Annotated in this window: 16 protein-coding genes; 5 read left to right on the forward strand and 11 right to left on the reverse strand. The window is 42.8% G+C overall.

From position 1 onward, the window contains the following. Nucleotides 1-115: 115 nt before the first annotated feature. From FTU82_RS03470 to FTU82_RS03485, 4 genes are all read left to right on the forward strand, one after another. Nucleotides 116-1,228 (forward strand): S-(hydroxymethyl)glutathione dehydrogenase/class III alcohol dehydrogenase, encoded by a 1,113-nt coding sequence (locus tag FTU82_RS03470; protein WP_005170751.1) that lies wholly within the window; start codon nucleotides 116-118, stop codon nucleotides 1,226-1,228. 210 nt (nucleotides 1,229-1,438) lie between these two features. Then, the gene (locus tag FTU82_RS03475; RefSeq protein WP_005097004.1) at nucleotides 1,439-1,969 is read left to right on the forward strand and encodes a hypothetical protein; all 531 of its coding nucleotides are present in this window, start codon (nucleotides 1,439-1,441) and stop codon (nucleotides 1,967-1,969) included. Between the two features lie 519 nt (nucleotides 1,970-2,488). Then, nucleotides 2,489-3,538, forward strand: coding sequence for a 3-deoxy-7-phosphoheptulonate synthase (locus FTU82_RS03480; RefSeq protein WP_180085359.1), 1,050 nt, complete (start codon nucleotides 2,489-2,491; stop codon nucleotides 3,536-3,538). 251 nt (nucleotides 3,539-3,789) lie between these two features. Beyond that, nucleotides 3,790-4,986, forward strand: a complete 1,197-nt coding sequence (locus FTU82_RS03485) for a PilT/PilU family type 4a pilus ATPase (protein WP_180075408.1) — start codon at nucleotides 3,790-3,792, stop codon at nucleotides 4,984-4,986. Between the two features lie 55 nt (nucleotides 4,987-5,041). On the opposite strand, the gene FTU82_RS03490 is transcribed toward FTU82_RS03485, so the two are convergent. From FTU82_RS03490 to FTU82_RS03510, 5 genes are all read right to left on the reverse strand, one after another. Then, a complete protein-coding gene (locus FTU82_RS03490) occupies nucleotides 5,042-6,226 on the reverse strand; it encodes an MFS transporter (RefSeq protein WP_100328583.1) in 1,185 nt (394 codons plus the stop codon). Between the two features lie 242 nt (nucleotides 6,227-6,468). Continuing rightward, nucleotides 6,469-6,843, reverse strand: a complete 375-nt coding sequence (gene gcvH, locus FTU82_RS03495) for a glycine cleavage system protein GcvH (RefSeq protein WP_005097000.1) — start codon at nucleotides 6,841-6,843, stop codon at nucleotides 6,469-6,471. Nucleotides 6,844-6,925: 82 nt separating this feature from the next. Beyond that, nucleotides 6,926-7,954, reverse strand: a complete 1,029-nt coding sequence (locus FTU82_RS03500; RefSeq protein WP_005096998.1) for an AraC family transcriptional regulator — start codon at nucleotides 7,952-7,954, stop codon at nucleotides 6,926-6,928. Nucleotides 7,955-8,105: 151 nt separating this feature from the next. Then, on the reverse strand, nucleotides 8,106-8,555 hold the full coding sequence (locus FTU82_RS03505; protein ID WP_005096996.1) for a MaoC/PaaZ C-terminal domain-containing protein: 450 nt from the start codon (nucleotides 8,553-8,555) through the stop codon (nucleotides 8,106-8,108). Continuing rightward, a complete protein-coding gene (locus tag FTU82_RS03510; protein WP_180085361.1) occupies nucleotides 8,555-10,408 on the reverse strand; it encodes an ABC transporter ATP-binding protein in 1,854 nt (617 codons plus the stop codon). Before FTU82_RS03510 ends, FTU82_RS03505 begins: the two co-directional genes overlap by 1 nt. Before the next feature lie 207 nt (nucleotides 10,409-10,615). Between FTU82_RS03510 and FTU82_RS03515 the strand changes: the two genes are divergently transcribed. After that, entirely contained in the window at nucleotides 10,616-11,272 is a 657-nt protein-coding gene (locus tag FTU82_RS03515; protein WP_180101021.1) for a hypothetical protein, read from the forward strand. A gap of 132 nt (nucleotides 11,273-11,404) precedes the next feature. On the opposite strand, the gene FTU82_RS03520 is transcribed toward FTU82_RS03515, so the two are convergent. From FTU82_RS03520 to FTU82_RS03545, 6 genes are all read right to left on the reverse strand, one after another. Continuing rightward, nucleotides 11,405-12,643 (reverse strand): mechanosensitive ion channel family protein, encoded by a 1,239-nt coding sequence (locus FTU82_RS03520; protein WP_180085364.1) that lies wholly within the window; start codon nucleotides 12,641-12,643, stop codon nucleotides 11,405-11,407. 187 nt (nucleotides 12,644-12,830) lie between these two features. Then, a complete protein-coding gene (locus tag FTU82_RS03525; protein ID WP_005096992.1) occupies nucleotides 12,831-13,367 on the reverse strand; it encodes a DUF2058 domain-containing protein in 537 nt (178 codons plus the stop codon). Nucleotides 13,368-13,382: 15 nt separating this feature from the next. Next, a complete protein-coding gene (locus tag FTU82_RS03530; protein ID WP_180049344.1) occupies nucleotides 13,383-14,057 on the reverse strand; it encodes a YoaK family protein in 675 nt (224 codons plus the stop codon). A 42-nt stretch (nucleotides 14,058-14,099) separates the two neighbouring features. Then, nucleotides 14,100-15,296, reverse strand: coding sequence for a serine/threonine transporter SstT (gene sstT / locus FTU82_RS03535; protein ID WP_180085366.1), 1,197 nt, complete (start codon nucleotides 15,294-15,296; stop codon nucleotides 14,100-14,102). Nucleotides 15,297-15,624: 328 nt separating this feature from the next. Beyond that, nucleotides 15,625-17,373 (reverse strand): SulP family inorganic anion transporter, encoded by a 1,749-nt coding sequence (locus FTU82_RS03540; RefSeq protein WP_180085367.1) that lies wholly within the window; start codon nucleotides 17,371-17,373, stop codon nucleotides 15,625-15,627. A 221-nt stretch (nucleotides 17,374-17,594) separates the two neighbouring features. After that, entirely contained in the window at nucleotides 17,595-17,912 is a 318-nt protein-coding gene (locus FTU82_RS03545; protein WP_005096987.1) for a helix-turn-helix transcriptional regulator, read from the reverse strand. Nucleotides 17,913-18,155 lie beyond the last annotated feature (243 nt).

Genomic DNA, 18,155 nt, shown 5'->3' on the forward strand with positions numbered 1-18,155 from the left:
TTCCATTAATTATAGGATTTTTTATTCCTTATCTTCTGATGTTAATAGTTGAATCTCCGAATAGAAAGAGGTTACTGTTAGTCATCTGTAAATCAGCAAAAAAGGATAGTTTTACATGAAATCACGTGCAGCGGTTGCGTTTGGTCCAGGTCAGCCCTTAAAGATCGTGGAAGTAGATGTTGCTCCACCCAAAGCAGGTGAAGTATTGGTAAAAATTAGCCATACCGGAGTGTGTCATACCGATGCATTCACGTTGTCTGGTGAAGATCCTGAAGGCGTATTTCCGGCGATTTTAGGCCATGAAGGCGCAGGTGTGGTGGTCGAAGTTGGTGAAGGTGTCACCAGTCTGAAACCGGGCGATCACGTAATTCCGCTTTATACTGCTGAATGTGGCGAATGCTTGTTCTGTCAATCTGGCAAAACCAACTTGTGTGTGGCTGTGCGTGCAACTCAAGGTAAGGGTGTCATGCCGGATGGAACCACACGTTTTTCTTATAATGGTGAGCCGATTTATCATTATATGGGCTGCTCAACCTTTTCTGAATATACCGTGGTTGCTGAAGTTTCCCTGGCAAAAATCAATCCTGAAGCCAATCATGAGCATGTCTGCCTGCTCGGCTGTGGCGTAACCACTGGTATTGGTGCGGTGCATAACACGGCCAAAGTCCAAGAAGGCGACAGTGTTGCAGTATTCGGTTTAGGCGGTATCGGTCTGGCTGTGGTACAAGGTGCACGTCAGGCCAAAGCAGGTCGTATTATTGTGGTAGACACCAATCCGGATAAGTTTGAACTGGCAAAACAGTTTGGTGCCACAGATTTCTTAAATCCAAAAGAATTTGATCAGCCAATCCAGCAGGTAATTGTAGAAATGACGGGTTGGGGCGTAGACCATTCATTTGAATGTATCGGTAATGTTGATGTGATGCGTTCAGCGCTTGAATGTGCGCACCGTGGCTGGGGTCAGTCGGTGATTATTGGAGTCGCTGGAGCAGGTAAAGAAATTTCCACCCGTCCATTCCAGTTAGTCACAGGCCGTAAATGGATGGGGACTGCATTCGGTGGAGTGAAGGGTCGTTCACAATTACCAAGCATGGTAGAACAATCCATGAAAGGTGAAATTCAACTTGAACCTTTTGTGACGCATACCATGCCGCTTGAACAGATCAATGATGCTTTTGACCTGATGCATGAAGGCAAATCAATTCGTACCGTTATTCATTTTGAATAAGTGAGCGTTTGATTTTGAAAAGACTGGTTTAATACCGGTCTTTTTTATGTGCGTTTCACTTAATTCAGGATACATTAGTGCATGAAAGCCTGACAGAGAATCACTGAACTAACACAAAGCTGCTAATGTCATTACATTCGAGATGCTTATATTAAATAGAGCGTATCAAAATACGTGATTAAACCATTTTAAAGAATAAGGATAAGCGCTATGTCGAATGATAATTTTGATCGTGATGTAATAAAAAACTCTCCTAAAGATGTGCGTGATGATTTAAATGCCGATCCAATTACCGGTGAACCGGGCGCACACCCTGTTGGTACAGGTGTAGGCGCTGCAGGTGGCGCAGCGGCAGGTGTAGCCATTGGTGCAGCAGGTGGCCCTGTAGGTGCAGCTGTGGGTGGGGTTGTTGGTGCAGTGGTCGGCGGTCTGGCAGGTAAGGGTGTCGGCGAAGCAATGAACCCAACAGAAGAACAAGCTTATTGGCGTGATAATTCCATTAATACACCATACTATTCAGAGGCTCGTACCACCTATAGCGATCTGGATTATGACCGTGATTATGATACGGCGTATCGGGTCGGTTATGAAAACCGCGGCAGCTATGATGCCAATACCCGTTTTGAAGATGTTGAACCTGAGCTTAGAGTAAAATGGGAACAGATGAAGGGCCAATCGCGTTTAAACTGGGAACAGGCGAAATATGCGGTACGTGATGCCTGGAATCGCGTTACACACTAATTTTTAATCTGTGTATTGAAACAAGTTTGATTGGCAAGACCTATATTAAATTTACAGGTTTTGCCAATTTTATCGATATTCAACACTATTCAGTAAATTGATAAATAAAAGTAGAAAAGTTAATAAATATTTTTTTATATTTAATGCTTGTCAAATGCGCAGAGACCGCGTATTTTAATTTTAGATTCACATTTTATGAAAGACATAACATGTTAAAGCAACCTATCATTTCAAACGCATATTTTTATTTCTGGCAGTTTAGATAATTGCCTGAATGCGTTTGGGCAATGAACAGGTTGCCCACCAGTTTATACCTGATCGGCAACCCTGATCAGGTTTTTTTATGCTTATCATTTTTACAAAACTTTGGAGACAGCCATGACAAACTTTAACTATTCATATTTTAACAACTTTTATTGGTCTTACTTTAGTCAGCTCATGACACTCTCGACCTCGTTAATTAGACCCATAACGCTCAAATAAAAGTTTGGACTGATTGCCAGTCCCAGGATTAAAGTCATGAATACCTTAAATACATCACAACAACATCACGCTGAAACCATTTTAACTTTACCTCAGCAACTGAAACAGCAATTGCCCCTGTCTGCGCAATTGGCTCATCAAGTCGCTGAACAACGTCAAACCATTCAAAATATATTAGAAGGCAAGGATCATCGATTAATGGTGGTTACAGGCCCGTGTTCCATTCATGACGAAGCCTCGGCTTTAGAATATGCAGAAAAATTAAAACAGCTACAAGCTCAGGTGTCTGATCAAATTTTTCTGGTCATGCGTGCTTATATCGAAAAACCACGCACGACCGTGGGCTGGAAAGGTTTTCTTTACGATCCGAACCTCGATGGTTCTTCCAATATGCAATTGGGCCTGGAAAAATCCCGTGCTTTATACCTTAAAATTATTGAAATGGGCTTGCCAATTGCATCTGAAATTTTAAGCCCGATGGCAACTGCTTATTTTGATGATCTACTGGCGTGGGGTGCCATTGGTGCACGCACCAGTGAATCGCAAATTCACCGTGAAATCTCAAGTCACATGCCCTACAGCATCGGTTTCAAAAACGGCACTGACGGTTCAATCCAGATTGCTCTGGATGCAATCCAGTCTGCCTCTCATCCGCATCAATTCCTGGGCATGAGTCAGTCCGGTTTACCCTGTATTTTAAACTCTCAGGGCAATCCTAAAGCACATTTGATTTTACGTGGCTCAAACAGTGGGCCGAATTACCAGTGCTCAGAAATCGAGAAAATCAAAGCGAAATACTCAGCAGAATTGCCAGCACTGGTGATTGACTGTAGTCATGGCAACAGTGCGAAAAATCCAATGCTGCAAGCTAAAGTGCTGGAGCAAATCGTCGCAGAACGCCTGCAGACCAATGTTCGCGGCGTGATGCTGGAAAGTCATCTGGTGGATGGCAACCAGAAAATTTCTGCAGAGATGGTGTATGGTCAGTCAGTTACTGATGGATGTCTGGGCTGGGCAAAAACTGAACAGTTGTTGCTTGGCATTGCTCAGCATTTATCGCTTCGCTGTCTAAAACACAGTGCATAAAGCTTTAAAAGCACTTTCTCTGAACAGGTTTGGTGAAAGTGCATTTTATTTTAGAAGCTTAAAGTGCTTCCCAGTAAATTGACTTAACATGAAATACATCACACAAATAAGATGATAAATTTTATAAAATAAATAAAATCTGTTTGTGTCCTCTGATAAATCCCTACACAATTAAAAGACAATATATCCATTTGAATATATAACCTTTTTTTCAATAATTTAATGTCATGGCAGGTTGTTTGGGGATCTTGATGTTTGCAACAGAGCTCTTAGAAGAAGCACGAAAATTCATGCACCACATGCTGACCAAAGTGGTCGAATATGGTGGTTCAGATTTATTTATTACCGCCGACTTTCCACCGAGTATTAAACATCAGGGTTTAATGAAGCCTTTTGGACAGCAAGAACTGACGGCTGAAAAAACCAAGCTGTTTGCCTATAGCCTGATGAATCAAAAGCAGCGCAAGGAATTTGAAACAGAACTGGAGTGCAACTTTGCTATCACTGTGCCGGGTGTTTCGCGTTTTCGGGTCAACGTGTTCCAGCAACAACTCAATGTTGGCATGGTGATTCGTACTATTACTGCAGAAATTCCAAATTTCCAGAAGCTCAAACTTCCTGATTCACTTAAACATGTGATTATGGAAAAACGTGGTCTGGTGCTGGTGGTCGGGGGAACCGGCTCAGGAAAGTCAACCTCGCTCGCGGCGATGATTGACTACCGCAATGAAAATTCAGCCGGGCATATTATTACCGTGGAAGATCCGGTGGAGTATGTACATAAACATAAAAAATCCATGATTACGCATCGTGAAGTCGGTGTGGACTGTCATTCCTGGCACAATGCGCTGAAAAATACCTTGCGTCAGGCACCCGATGTGATTCTGATCGGGGAAATTCGTGATACTGAAACCATGGAACATGCGATTGCTTTTGCCGAAACCGGGCATCTTTGTCTGGGAACTTTGCACTCCAACAATGCCAATCAGACTTTAGACCGGATTATTAACTTCTTCCCGGAAGAACGCCGCAATCAGTTATTGATGGATTTATCCTCGAATATGAAGGCGATTATTTCCCAGCGTCTGATTCGGACGCAGGATGGTAAAGGCCGTCGTGCAGCGATTGAAATCATGTTAAATACACCATTGATTTCCGACCTGATTTTGAAAGGTGAGTTTCATGAGCTGAAAGCGATTATGGCAAAATCCCGTGAATTGGGGATGCAAACCTTTGACCAGGCCTTATTTGAATTGTATAACCAGGGCGAAATTTCTTATGAGGAAGCGTTACGCAATGCCGACTCCACCAATGAATTACGCTTACAGATCAAGCTAAAAAGTAATCGTCAGGATAATGCAGCAGTCGGAGAAAGTACGCAGTTTTCTATGCTACAAAAACCAAAACCTGAAGAAAAATCAGCAGAAAATCAAGCTGTAGCTGAATAAAGACTGTCTTGGGAAACAATCAAAACAGGTAGATTTGAATTCTGCCTGTTTTGGGTTAGCTATTTTTGACTGCTTTAGCCTGAACCACCAGATGAAAATATCCCATACTACTTAGGGTCAAGACAGCACAAATCACAAAAGCAGTTTGATAACTATAAGCGGCAATGATAGCACCGATCAGGACTGAGCCAATGGCAATACCCAGATCATAGCAGGTATAAAAAGTCGAAGTTGCGTAGCCAATCCGGTGTTTTGGTGCACGTTGAATGGCTAAGGTTTGAATGCACGGTTGCACACTACCAAAACCGACTCCGACCAGAACCGCAGCCAGCATAAATCCCCATAAAGTCTGAATCTGGCTCAGTAAAAACAGACCCAGACTAAAAGCCAGCAGTGCCGGATAAATCACGTATTGTGGACCTTTGCGGTCATAAATTTTTCCAGTGATCGGACGCAGGCTCATCATGGAAATTGCAAATATCACAAAGAATAAACCGGCATAGGCCATTAAATCCTTACTGGCTGCAAATGGCGCGATAAAAGACATGATGCTGGCATAAGAAAAGGAAATCAGCATGGCAAGTCCTGCCACAGGCAGTGCTTTCTTTTCGACAAAATCAGTCAGCCCTAGTGATGTTTTCTTGTCGGTGTTGTCGATCATTTTTTCAGGCTCTTTGACCGGAATCAGTAAACAGAAGATAAAGCCGATAAAAACCAAAGCGATCAACAAGGTGCTGACCTGAAAATAAGACCAGTATTCAATTAAACTCAGACCAATTAAAGGCCCCAGGACAATTCCCAGATTGACAGACATGACAAAATAACCCATGCCTTCGCCTTTACGCTGTTCTGGAATAAACTGGTTGACCACCGGCACACAGGCTGTGGTCAGAATACTAAACCAGATGCCATGCAAGAAACGGATGATAAACAGAATCGTGAGCTGATCAGCGAGCAGGTAAGCTAAGGAAAAAAGACTGAAAAATATTTCTGAGACAATTAAAGTTTTGCGTATGCCAAATTTTTCGATAATTAAGCCACTAAAAGGACGTACTGCAATGGCAGAGACCATAAATAAGGTCATGGCCAGACCAGCTTGGGTCAGATTACCACCTAATTCTTTTAAGATATAAATCGGCAAAATTGTGGTTTGCGCAAAATAGAAAATAAATAAAAACAGGTTGTTGGCCAGACACAGTACAAATGACTTGGTCCATAACGGCGCTACAATGGCATTCATGATTATCCTAAAATGATGGGTGATGAGACGCTGGTCTTAGAATGGGGGAATTATTGTTATAAATAAGTGTGGCATATTCAGGAGTGCAGCGCGTCCTGTTCAGTACTTTAGGAAATATACGTGAAAAATACAATAATATTTTAATATGAATATATGTAATTGAAGCCGATTGGGAAAGCGGAACAATATCTATGGCATAAAAAAAATCAGCCCGCAGGCTGATTTTCTAAATATAAGCGGGTTTATAGGCCAGCTTCATATGCTGTATTGGAAAGCAGGTGTTCAACATCTGACATATTGTCTGGTTTGATTTTATAGATCCAGCCTTTGCCATAGGGATCGTCATTAATAAAATCAGGATCATCTTCAAGATCAGGATTGATTTCAACAACAATACCAGAAACAGGTGCATGAATATCAGACGCAGTTTTGACCGATTCAACTACACCGGCTTGCTGACCCGCAGTGATGTGTGAATCAAGATCTGGTGCCTCTACATAGACCAAATCACCTAATGCATCCTGTGCATGGTCGGAAATACCGGTCACAACAAGATCACCCTCAATGCGTACCCATTCATGCGTACTTGCGTACTTTAATTCTGAAGGATGATTCATTGATAACTCCTTAAAAATCTTTAGATCATTTTTGACATGTTTTATACATTCTTTTTGGCCAAAACAAAAGGCTTATGACCCTTTATAAATAAGGATCTTTGCGCCAGTTGCTCGGGCTGCGACCACTCCAGCGTTTAAATGCCCGGCTAAAATTGGCGACATCACTATAACCAAGTTCATCAGCAATCTGCTCCAAGCTAAAGTCGGTCCGGGACAATAACGACGTCGCATGCCGGTAGCGTACTTCATCGACCAGCGTAGAAAAAGAGGTACCTTCAGCCGCCAGCTGACGTTTTAGGGTGCGGTCGGACATATGCAGACGATCTGCCACACTTTCAATACTCAGATAATGCTGCTCGGAATGGGTTAGAATATCACGGACCCGCATCGCAATCCGGTGTCGCTCGCCCAAGGCCGAGAGTTCAGTTTCACACTGGTTAATTGCAATCTGACTGGCAATCGGGTCGGCATGTACCAGCTTGTTCATCAGGTAGCTCTTATCAAAGCTCAAGATCAAATGCGGCTGTTCAAAGCGAAACTGATGATGTGGAAATTTGGCCATAAAGCGCTCAAAGCCTTCCGGTTTTTTGAAATCAAAATCGATTTCTCCAGCGGCATAATCAATTCCGGTAATGGCCTTGGCCATACTGATCATGCCAAAAATCAGTGCAATCGAGATTTCGGTGCGTAAGGGTTCCAGCTGAATATCGGTTTGCAACTGGACTGTAGCCTTGGCACCAAAGGTCGAAAAGAATAGCTGTAAAAAGGGCATACGCAGCTGGATGAAACGGTTGGCCAGTACTAATGCATCGGTAATATCCTTGGCCGTCATGATGGCATAGCCGATAAAACCATGAATAGAAATCCGCATCTGGGTACCCAGATGATAACCAAGTGTCGGTTCACCGCTCAGCTTGAGGGCATGTTTGACCAGTTCATTGGCCACAGGTGTCGGGATGCGAAAATCAGGATCCGCCAGCTGCTCCGTACTTAGGCCAAAGGACTTGAACAACGATTCGTCATTATATCCCCAGCGGGAAATGACATCGAGCAGCAAAAGAGCGTATACACCTGGAATTCCCTGATCTTGGCGTGGAGCAATTGTTTTCATGCGCGATCCGTTGCACTCACTTAAATTTTTTTATTTATGGTCTGATATTGGCATGAAACTGCCATTTTTTTCATTAAAATTGTTGGACAAAGTTTTGGCTATTGCCACAATCATTGTGGCAGATTAGCCTGAATTTCGCCTAAAAATCAATTTAAACCGGAGAAAATCCTCGTTTAAATACCACAATTTTAGTGGTTGAACTAAAAATCATTTTATGATGCTGGTCAAATGCCTGCGTCTGGTAGCTAACGATCCCACGATCAGTTTTGCTTCTGGAGGGCTGAATATCCATGATTTCGACTTCGACGTGAATTTCATCCCCGGGGCGGGTCGGACAAGGCCAACGCAGATGCGACTCTGAACCAATGAGCCCATAAGCCACAGGAAAACATTCAGTCCACAAGCGCATAACCACTGCCGCAGTATGCCAACCACTGGCGGCAATTCCCTGAAATACCGGATGGGCTGCAGCTTGCTGTTCATCAGTATGAAAGACTTGTGGGTCATAAGCCCGGGCAAAATTTTGAATTTCTTCCAGTCCCATATGATATTTACGGCTGCTAAAGCGGTCAGCGATGTTCAAATCTTCCAAATACAGCATTATTCACGATCCTTCGTTGCTTTGATCTGTTGTTGTATCAGTAATCCGCCCGTTTGACGCTGCCAAAGCTGGGCGTAGATTCCATTTAATGCTACCAGTTCATCATGGGTACCTTGCTCGGCAATTTTGCCTTGATCCATTACAATCAGGCGATCCATCTGGGCAATTGTCGATAAACGATGCGCAATGGCAATTACGGTTTTGCCTTGCATCAGATCATCGAGGCTGTTTTGAATGGCCGCTTCGACTTCAGAATCCAGCGCACTGGTGGCTTCATCCAGAATCAAAATGGGTGCATCTTTTAGAAATACCCGTGCGATTGCAACACGTTGACGTTGACCACCAGAAAGTTTTACACCACGCTCACCGACATAAGCCTCATAGCCTCTTTTGCCGCGTAAGTCGGTCAGATGAGGAATAAACTCTTCTGCTTTGGCTTTACGTACCGCTTCATACATCTCTTGATCGGTTGCATCAGGACGACCATATTTGATGTTCTCTGCAACGGTACGATGCAGCAGCGAAGTGTCTTGAGTCACTAAAGCAATGTTCTTACGCAAACTGTCCTGCGTCACATCTTCAATGTTCTGCCCATCGATTAAAATACGACCTTGGTCAAGATGATAAAAATGCAGCAATAACTGAATCAGGGTCGATTTACCTGCGCCTGAACGTCCCACAATCCCGATTTTTTCACCCGGGCGAATGGTCAGGTTAAACTGGTCAATGACATTTTTATCATTATAGGCAAAGCTGACATTGTCGAATTTAATTTCACCATGCTGAAGCTGTAGCTCTTTGGCATTGGGTTTATCTTCAATGGCAATCTTGCGGCCTAAAGTTTTCATACCATCCTGAATGGTCCCGACATTTTCAAACAGGGCAGAGGTCTGCCACATCATAAACTCGGCAATACTGTTCAGTTTGAGTATCATGGCCGTGGTGGCTGCAATAATGCCCAATTCGGCCTGTCCTTCCAGCCATAGCCAGATGGCCGTACCCAACACACCGCCATAGAGAATAATGCTCAGAAATAAAATACTGATTTCATACTGAGCCCCCAGACGCATCTGTTTGTAAACCGTGACCATAAATTCCTGCATGGAGGTTTTAGCATACTGGCTTTCTCGACCAGCATGGGCAAACAGCTTGACAGTCTGGATATTGGTATAGGCATCGGTGACACGGCCGGTCATGACGGCACGCGCATCGGCCTGTGACTTGGAAATCTTGCTTAAACGGGGAATAAAGTACCAGGCCGCACAGATAAATAGCAGTAGCCACACCATCAAAGGGATAACTAAATAGGGAGAAATATTGCCTAAAACGATATTGATGGTGACGAAATAAATCAGCACATAGGCCAGCATATCTCCCAAAATGACCCAGAATTCCCGGATGGCCAGCGCCGTTTGCATGACTTTGGCAGATAAACGTCCGGCAAAATCATTATGGAAAAAATCCAGACTTTGTTTCATCAGTAAATTATGAAAGCGCCAGCGTAACCGCATCGGAAAGTTGCTATACAAAATCTGGTGCTTGATCAGGGATTGGGCACTGGCAAAGAAAATATTGGCCAGCAGGATAATGCTCAGCAAGGTTAGGTTGCTGGCATGTTGTTCCAGAAAAGTATCTGGCTGGCTTTTGCTGAGCCAATTTACCAGATCGCCAATTTTTGAGTAGAGTAAGGCTTCAAAGCTGGCAGCACCGGCCGTACACAGCACCAGAATCAGCAAATAACGGCGCACACCGTAGGCTGCCTGCCAGACAAATGGAAAAAACTTGGTCGGTAAAGGTTGGTTCAGGTTTTTGGTGGGATAGGGATCAACCAGTCTTTCAAGCCATCGAAACATTATCGTACTCTTATCATGCATTTTGCTTTGTAGTGATTATAAAGGATTGAATTTTTTTAAGCCTAGGATTAGATGAAATAGCCACAAAATTATTATCCAAATCAGACTTTACTTTTCATGCCAGATACGTAATTCTAAATCCATAATTATATTAAAGTTTAAACCATTTTTCCTCATAAAAAGAATCAAAAACGAGAGAGCTTAAAGATGAGTATTTGGGTAGTGGCTAGCTGTAAACGAGGCTCAGGAAAAACCACGATTGCGATGTATATCAATGAGTTATTACGTGGGCAAGGCGCGACCTTGCTAATTGATGCCAATCTGGAACCGTATGGTTATGAATGGGCAATTCTGAAAAATAAACAATTTTCTTTCGAGCATCTGGATATCTTAAAACAAGATGGTCGTAGTCTGGATCATCGTCTGGAACTACTGAAACAGCAGTTCGCCTATATTATTGTTGATATTGACAGGCAGGATACATCTGCCTTGCGTTCAGTCCTGAAACATGCAGATAAGCTGATTATTCCCAGTTCCATCAATCCAGAAGATATTCAACTTGAAACCGAACTGGTGCAATTGGCGATTGGGATCGCACAATATAATACTCAATTAAAAATTTATACGGTATTGAATAAGATTCCTGAACAGCAGCAACTTGCAGAAATGAAACAGACACAGCACCTGCTCAAGCATATGCCCGGTGCACAGTTTCTGAACACGGTGATTTATGAGCATCAAAGCTATCATCATTTATTACTAAACGGCGAAAGGATCTGTGAAGAGCAGTTTGACTCAGAACATGATTTTTATAAAATGCTACAAGAACTGATGCAGCCGCAAGCGTCTGTAATCTCAGCCTGAGCATCTCAATATCCAATCTAATATTTGTTTAAGTTGTCGTTTTTTATATTTTTATTTAATTAGACCAATTAAAAAGCCTGAAACTGTAGCCAGTTTCAGGCTTTTATTTTATTTGAAGATTGTCGCAGCTTTTCAGGAAACGCTAAAAGATTCCTTGAGGTCGAAACCTGAAGGTGCCTGATACACTTTTAGGCCAAATTCAGGAATAATCGCCAACAGGTGATCCAGAATATCCGACTGGATATTTTCATACTCGACCCAGACCGTGGTATTGGTAAATGCATAAATTTCCAGAGGCAAACCTTCACTGGTCGGTTGTAACTGACGAACCATCAGCGAGTGATTTTTACTAATTCCCGGATGCTGTTGCAGATAAAACTCCACATAGGCACGGAAAGTCCCCAGATTGGTCAGACGGCGCTGGTTATATTGCGAATGATGGCTGAGCTGCAAGTTAAATTGCTGCAGTTCTTCAGTTTTGGTATTTAGATATTGATCCAGCAGAATAAATTCTTTCAGCTTGTTCTGTTCCTCAGCTGACATGAAATGCACGCTGCTCTGATCGACATGAATGGAACGTTTAATCCGGCGCGCACCGGCTTCCTGCATGCCACGCCAGTTTTTAAAGGTATCCGTCACCAGTTTATTGGTCGGAATGGTGGTGACTGTTTTATCAAAGTTCTGCACGGTAATAGTGTGTAATGACATATCAATGACATCGCCGTCCGCATTTAAAGATGGCATTTCAATCCAGTCACCAATACGCACCATGTCATAAGAGGAAATCTGTACCGAAGCCACCAGCGATAGGATAGTATTTTGGAACACCAGCATCAGTACCGCAGCCATGGCACCAAAACCGGCCAGCAAGGTAAAGACATCTTTCTTGAGGAAAGTCCCCAGAATCATCAGACCACAGACGATGAAGATAATCAGCTTGACCAGTTGCAAATAACCTTTAATCGGTTTGTTGCGCGACTTCGGATTGCGCTGATAAATCAGGTTGAAAATATTCAGCAATTCACCAATTGCCAGAGCAATGGTCAGGAAGATAAAGGCTTGCGCACCCATCTGGATAAAGGTCTCGACCTTGTCAGATAAATGCGGAACGGTGGTAATTCCGTTCATAATCACAATTGCCGGTACAATATTGGCGATACGGCGAATGACGCTATGCTCGGCAACAATTTCATTATGGGCAAAAGGCATTTTGGAAATCAGTTTGCGAATTCCACGAACAACGACTTGTTTGGCAAATAGATTTGCAATAATTGCCAGTAAAATCACGATGCTCAATGAAGAGAACATTTCTAGCCAGGGATACTGATCAGCCCACACTTGTATATTCTGGACAACCTTAAACTGTTCCAACTTATCTTTTCTCACACTGTTAAAATTGTGAAAGAGTTTATAGCTTTAAGCTGAGTTTTTTAATTTTAATTAAACTTTTAATACATATCTTTGGAAAGTGTTTACCTGAAATAGCTTTTAGACTGTGATCTGATATAAAAAAACCGGCCTAAGCCGGTTTAGTATGATATCAAATACTAATAATAACTTACCACATCAGGTCATCCGGAATGACATAGGCTGCATACGGATCTTCTTCATCGGTAATTTGTTCATTTTTCTCTGAATTATTCACAATGATAAAGCCTTGCATCTTGGCATTAATACGATCTCCCAAAGCCTTAGGCAAGAACACATAACTGTCATTTTCACGTGCAATCACCAGACTGCCTGCCACCAGTGCATTATAGATCTGCTGGTTCAGGTAAACCTTCTTGATCTTGCTGTCATCAATAAACTGATACACCGCATCACCATCCGTATCGCGGATTTTGTGCTGGTTAATCATCTGGATGATCGCGGCTTTCAGTTCTTTTTCCTGTAAGGCCGCTTTTTTCTCTAACTCGATGGCTTGGTCTTTGGCCAGTTTCTGCTGCTTGTCTTGCTCAATTTTCGCCTTGATTTCAGCCTCGGTGCTATCACCGGTGCGTTTTTCATGCACAGCCTGTTTAGACAGTTTTTTGGCTTTTTTATTATCGACCAAACCTGCCTTTAACAATTGTGCCTGCAATGCATTTTTAACCATGAGAATGTCCAGAAATTAATCGTGTTGATGTCGATAACGTAAATAAATCACCCAGTAAATCAGACTGAGCATCAGGCTCAGCCCTGCCGGGATCAGGAATGCATTTAATTTTAAATAAGGATAAAGCCAGCTGGCAAGAATACCACCGCTTAAAAAACCGAGCAAAATAAGTAAATGTAAAACGACTCGGCGTGGTTCTACATCTAAGCCGCGTAAACGGTAACCCATGGCCAAGCCAAGGTCGGTCAGTACACCAGATAAATGCGTGGTGCGAATAATGGCACCTTTATAATGGCTGACCATGGCATTTTGCAGACCCATCGCGACACAGGCCCATAACAGGGCATAGCGCGGGAAATAGGGCAATAATAACCAGCAGATCAGAATAAAAAAAGCCACCAGGCTTAAAGGGTAACCATAAAGTCGTCCCAAGCGAAAGTGACTATTTCCTAGAATCAGCCCGCTATACAGAGAACCAATGACATAGCAGAGTGTGACCAGAAGCAGATATAGCATCATGTCTGGCTGCCAGTCCAGCAGCGCCATGGCCAGCATACTGACATTACCGGTCATATGTGAAACAGACTGGTGTAATACCGTCACCAGACCCAGGACGTTAATCATGCCGGCATTGACCGCAAGAAAAAACGCCCCTAATTGTACCCAGGTAGGTAAACGCTGTAATGGCATAACAACATCATTGGCTAAACATATTGATTAATCAATATAAAATCAATTTGATGCGCGGTCTACTGCTGCAGTAAATAAAACATCAGTCGATGAGTTTAGCGCGGTTTCAGTAGAGTCCTGCAATACGCTGATGACCATACCAATCGCAACGACTTGCATGGCGATATCCGAAGAGATCCCGAACAGGCCGCATGCAACTGGAATCAGTAACAATGAACCGCCTGCAACACCAGAAGCACCACATGCCGAGACGGTTGCCACCACAGAAAGAATCAGCATGGTACTAAAGTCCACGCTAATGCCCAAGGTATTGACTGCTGCCAAGGCGAGAACCGTAATAGTCACTGATGCACCACCCATATTGATGGTCGCTCCCAGAGGGATGGCAATGCTTGAAGTCGATTCTTTAACACCCAGACGTTTCGCCAAGTCCAGATTGACCGGAATGTTGGCTGCTGAACTACGGGTAAAGAAGGCGGTAATGCCACTTTCACGTAAGCAGGTGAACACCAGTGGATAAGGATTTTTGCGAGTAACGGCAGCAACAAGCAACGGATTGATGACCAGTGCAACAAACACCATTGTGCCTAACAATACAGTCAACAAATGTACATAGCTCGTCAGCGTGTCCAGACCAGATTCAGCAAAAGTGACTGCCACCAGACCAAAAATACCCACAGGCGCAAAGCTGATCACTAAACGAATCACATAGTTCACTGCAAAGGCTGCATCATTTAAAAGCGTCTTGGTGCTATCCGATGCATGACGGAAAGCGATGCCTAATGCCACTGACCAAGCCAGAATACCAATAAAGTTTGCTTCAGCAATCGCAACGACCGGATTGGTAACAAAACTGAGCAGTAAATTCTTCAGGATTTCTACCAGACTGCCAGGTGGCTGTAAGTCAGCTTGTGCAGCGATATCCAGAAACAGCGTACTTGGAAATAAGATACTCGCAACCACGGCGCTCAGTGCAGCAAGGAACATACCCACTGCATACATGATCATAATCGGTTTGATGGGGGTGTTGGATTGACCCACCTTAAAATTCGCGATAGAAGCTAAAACTAAAATGAAAACCAGAATCGGTGCAACAGACTTCAAGGCTTTAATAAACAGGTCGCCCAATAGGCTTAATGAGGGAGTAGCTTCGGGAAATACCACAGCCACACCCACACCTAAAATAATGGCGATGATGATTCGAGAGACTAAGCTCATGCGCATAAGGGCAGAAAACATAAGGTTGCCTTGTGAAAATTACGAGGGCTAAATTTGGGAAAAAGTTGCGCTATTTTATACTTAATTTAAACAAGGCTTAAAATATATTTTCATATAAAAACCAACATATTGATATTATTGATTTATTCTAAAATTAATTGATTTAAAACAGCGCTTATATTGAAGAAAAACTTCTTAAAATGATGAATAAATAACCACTTTTAAAATTGTATTCATGAAATAAATATCAAAGTTAAATAGATAAATTCAAATTATATTTGAAAATTTAGAAAAGACTACACTTATGACCGGTCGAAATTTCCGGCCATAAGTTCAAGTATCGGCTTTCTTAAATCATATAATCTTTATGCTGCTCAAAGATCTCTGGCGCCAGATCCTGAATCGCCTGAAAATGAGTCAGATAAATGTGGCCGCTCAGATGAATCATCAGCTTCGAGGCTTGTAGCTTGTCCATCACCGGGCCTTTCACTTCGGCAAAATGCAGTCGAATTTTCAGTTTGGCCAATTCCGCATTTAAATCCTCCAGCATTTCCAAAGCGCTTAAATCAATGGCACTGATACTGGAGCAATTTAAAATCACATGTTGCAACTTGTCATTCAGGCTCATCTGATTGATCAGATAACCTTTGAAGCTATTGGCATTCAGAAAAGTCAGATTTTCATCAATCCGCAGTGACAGCACCCGATCGGAGGTACTGACTTGATGACGCTGAATATTACGAAAATGCTGTGTACCTTCGACCAGTCCGAGCACTGCAATATGCGGACGACTGATTCGCCATAACATCAGGATAAACGTCGATATGATCCCAATAATCAGGCCAGTGGAAATATCAATCAGTACCACACCCAGAAAGGTAATCCACATGGCAATACCATCGGCTTTAGAATAACGCCAGGCATCAAAGAAAGGCCGAAAATCGACCAGTTTCCAGATGGAAACAATAATCGTGGCGGCCAGAATGGTCAGGGGCAGATCTTCAAAAAATCTGGTAAAGAATAGGCTGACGAAAATAATCAGAATGGAGGAAAAAACTCCTGCCATGGGGGATTTGGCACCGGCATCGGCATTGACCACGGTACGCGACAGACTGCCAGTAACCGGAAAGGCTGAACTGACGCCTGCACTGATATTGGCAATCCCCAAGGCAATCAATTCCTGATTACTGTTTAAATGACTGCGTTGTTGCAAGGCTGTGGCTTGAGCAATCGACAGTGATTCCACAAAGCTGATCATGGCGATCATGCTAGCACCCGGTAACAAGGTCACAACCAGTTCCCAGTTCCAGTGCGGAAAAGACAAGGGCGGAAAACCGGACGGGATTGCACCCACTGTTTTAATGCCTTGGCCCTTTAAATTCAGAAATACAATCGCTGCAATCCCGAGACATACCAGAATGAGAGGCACAGCCCGTACCAGAAAATCTGTAGAGCCGATCCGGCTTTGTACTGCCTGAGATTTTAGCAACTTGGGCAGATAGATCAGTAAAGCCATCGACAACAGGCCAAATAACAGGCTTGGTAAATGCAGGAGCGGCAGATACTCCAGGAGACTTGTTGTAAATTCTGGAATGTTATTGGCTTTTAAGGGCAGGTCGACCAAGAACTTCAATTGTCCAAAAGCAATTAATAGTGCCGAGGCAATAATAAAGCTCTGAATGACCGGATGACTGATCAGCTGAATTAAGAAACCGAAACGGAATAATCCCAAGAGCAGGGAAATAATACCGACCATGAGTGCTAATAAGGTCGCAGCTTCGATATAGACCGGTGAGCCGACTTCAAACAGTGGATTGAGCGTGGCAAAAGTCATCATTGAAATGATCGCCACCGGGCCAATCGATAAAGTCGAACTGCCACCGAGCAACGCATAAATGATCATTGGCAGGATGCTGGCATATAAGCCCATGATCGGCGGTAAACCGGCCAGCATGGCATAAGCCATCCCCTGAGGAACCAGCATCGCCACGACAATCAGTGCGGCCAGCACATCGGATTTAAATTTGACCGGCGTATAGTCGCTTAACCATGCCCAGGCAGGCAGTCTATGCAAAAGTTTAGACTTGGAATTTGGCATAAAAAGGTCTAAATCACAAATATAGATATATTATGCACAAATTCTGCTAAGAAATCTTAAGGGGTCGAATTTGTGATGATTTATGTTTTTAAAATAAATCAGCTAGGTCTGGCCTCCATTTTCTTGAAGCAGCTATAGCGATTTTCTACAAAGTCGTTATTTCTGCCAGATCAATGGGGTAGAGAAGTGTGTTTTGGCGTTAAATAGTGTTTAAAAATAAACTATTTAATTTGATTCGCACAATACAGCTGATAAAGCGTAGTCAATACCACAATCAAATTTTGATCTTTAATTGAATAATAGATCTGTTTACCATCCCGACGGGTATTCACTACATCACTTTTGCGCAGCATCATGAGCTGCTGGGAAAGTGTTGGCTGTTTAATCTCAGTTATTTCCTCAATTTCTGAAACATTCAGTTCCGCTTGAGAGAGATGGCATAAAATAAGGAGACGGTCGGTATTGGCCAGGGATTTTAAAATGCCAACGACCTGTTCTGCTGAATCGCGCATAGTCGTGATTTCAAAATCGGTTTTCATTCAATATGTCCATTATAAAGTTACAGCCCGTTAATTATACGGGTCTTAGCTCGTAATACCTTGCTAAAAACAGTTAAGTTTTATGGTTTTTAATGAATTGAATTATCAATTAAAATTATATTTTAAATATTGATAGATAAGATAAATTTATTGCATAGTGCAGAAAGTATTTTAGTTCACATTCGTGCAATCAAGTGCAAGTTTCATCAAACATCTACAAAGCAAAAAAATGCTTGTATGATG

Source organism: Acinetobacter sp. YH12151 (assembly GCF_013418355.1).
GTDB classification, from domain to species: domain Bacteria; phylum Pseudomonadota; class Gammaproteobacteria; order Pseudomonadales; family Moraxellaceae; genus Acinetobacter; species Acinetobacter pseudolwoffii.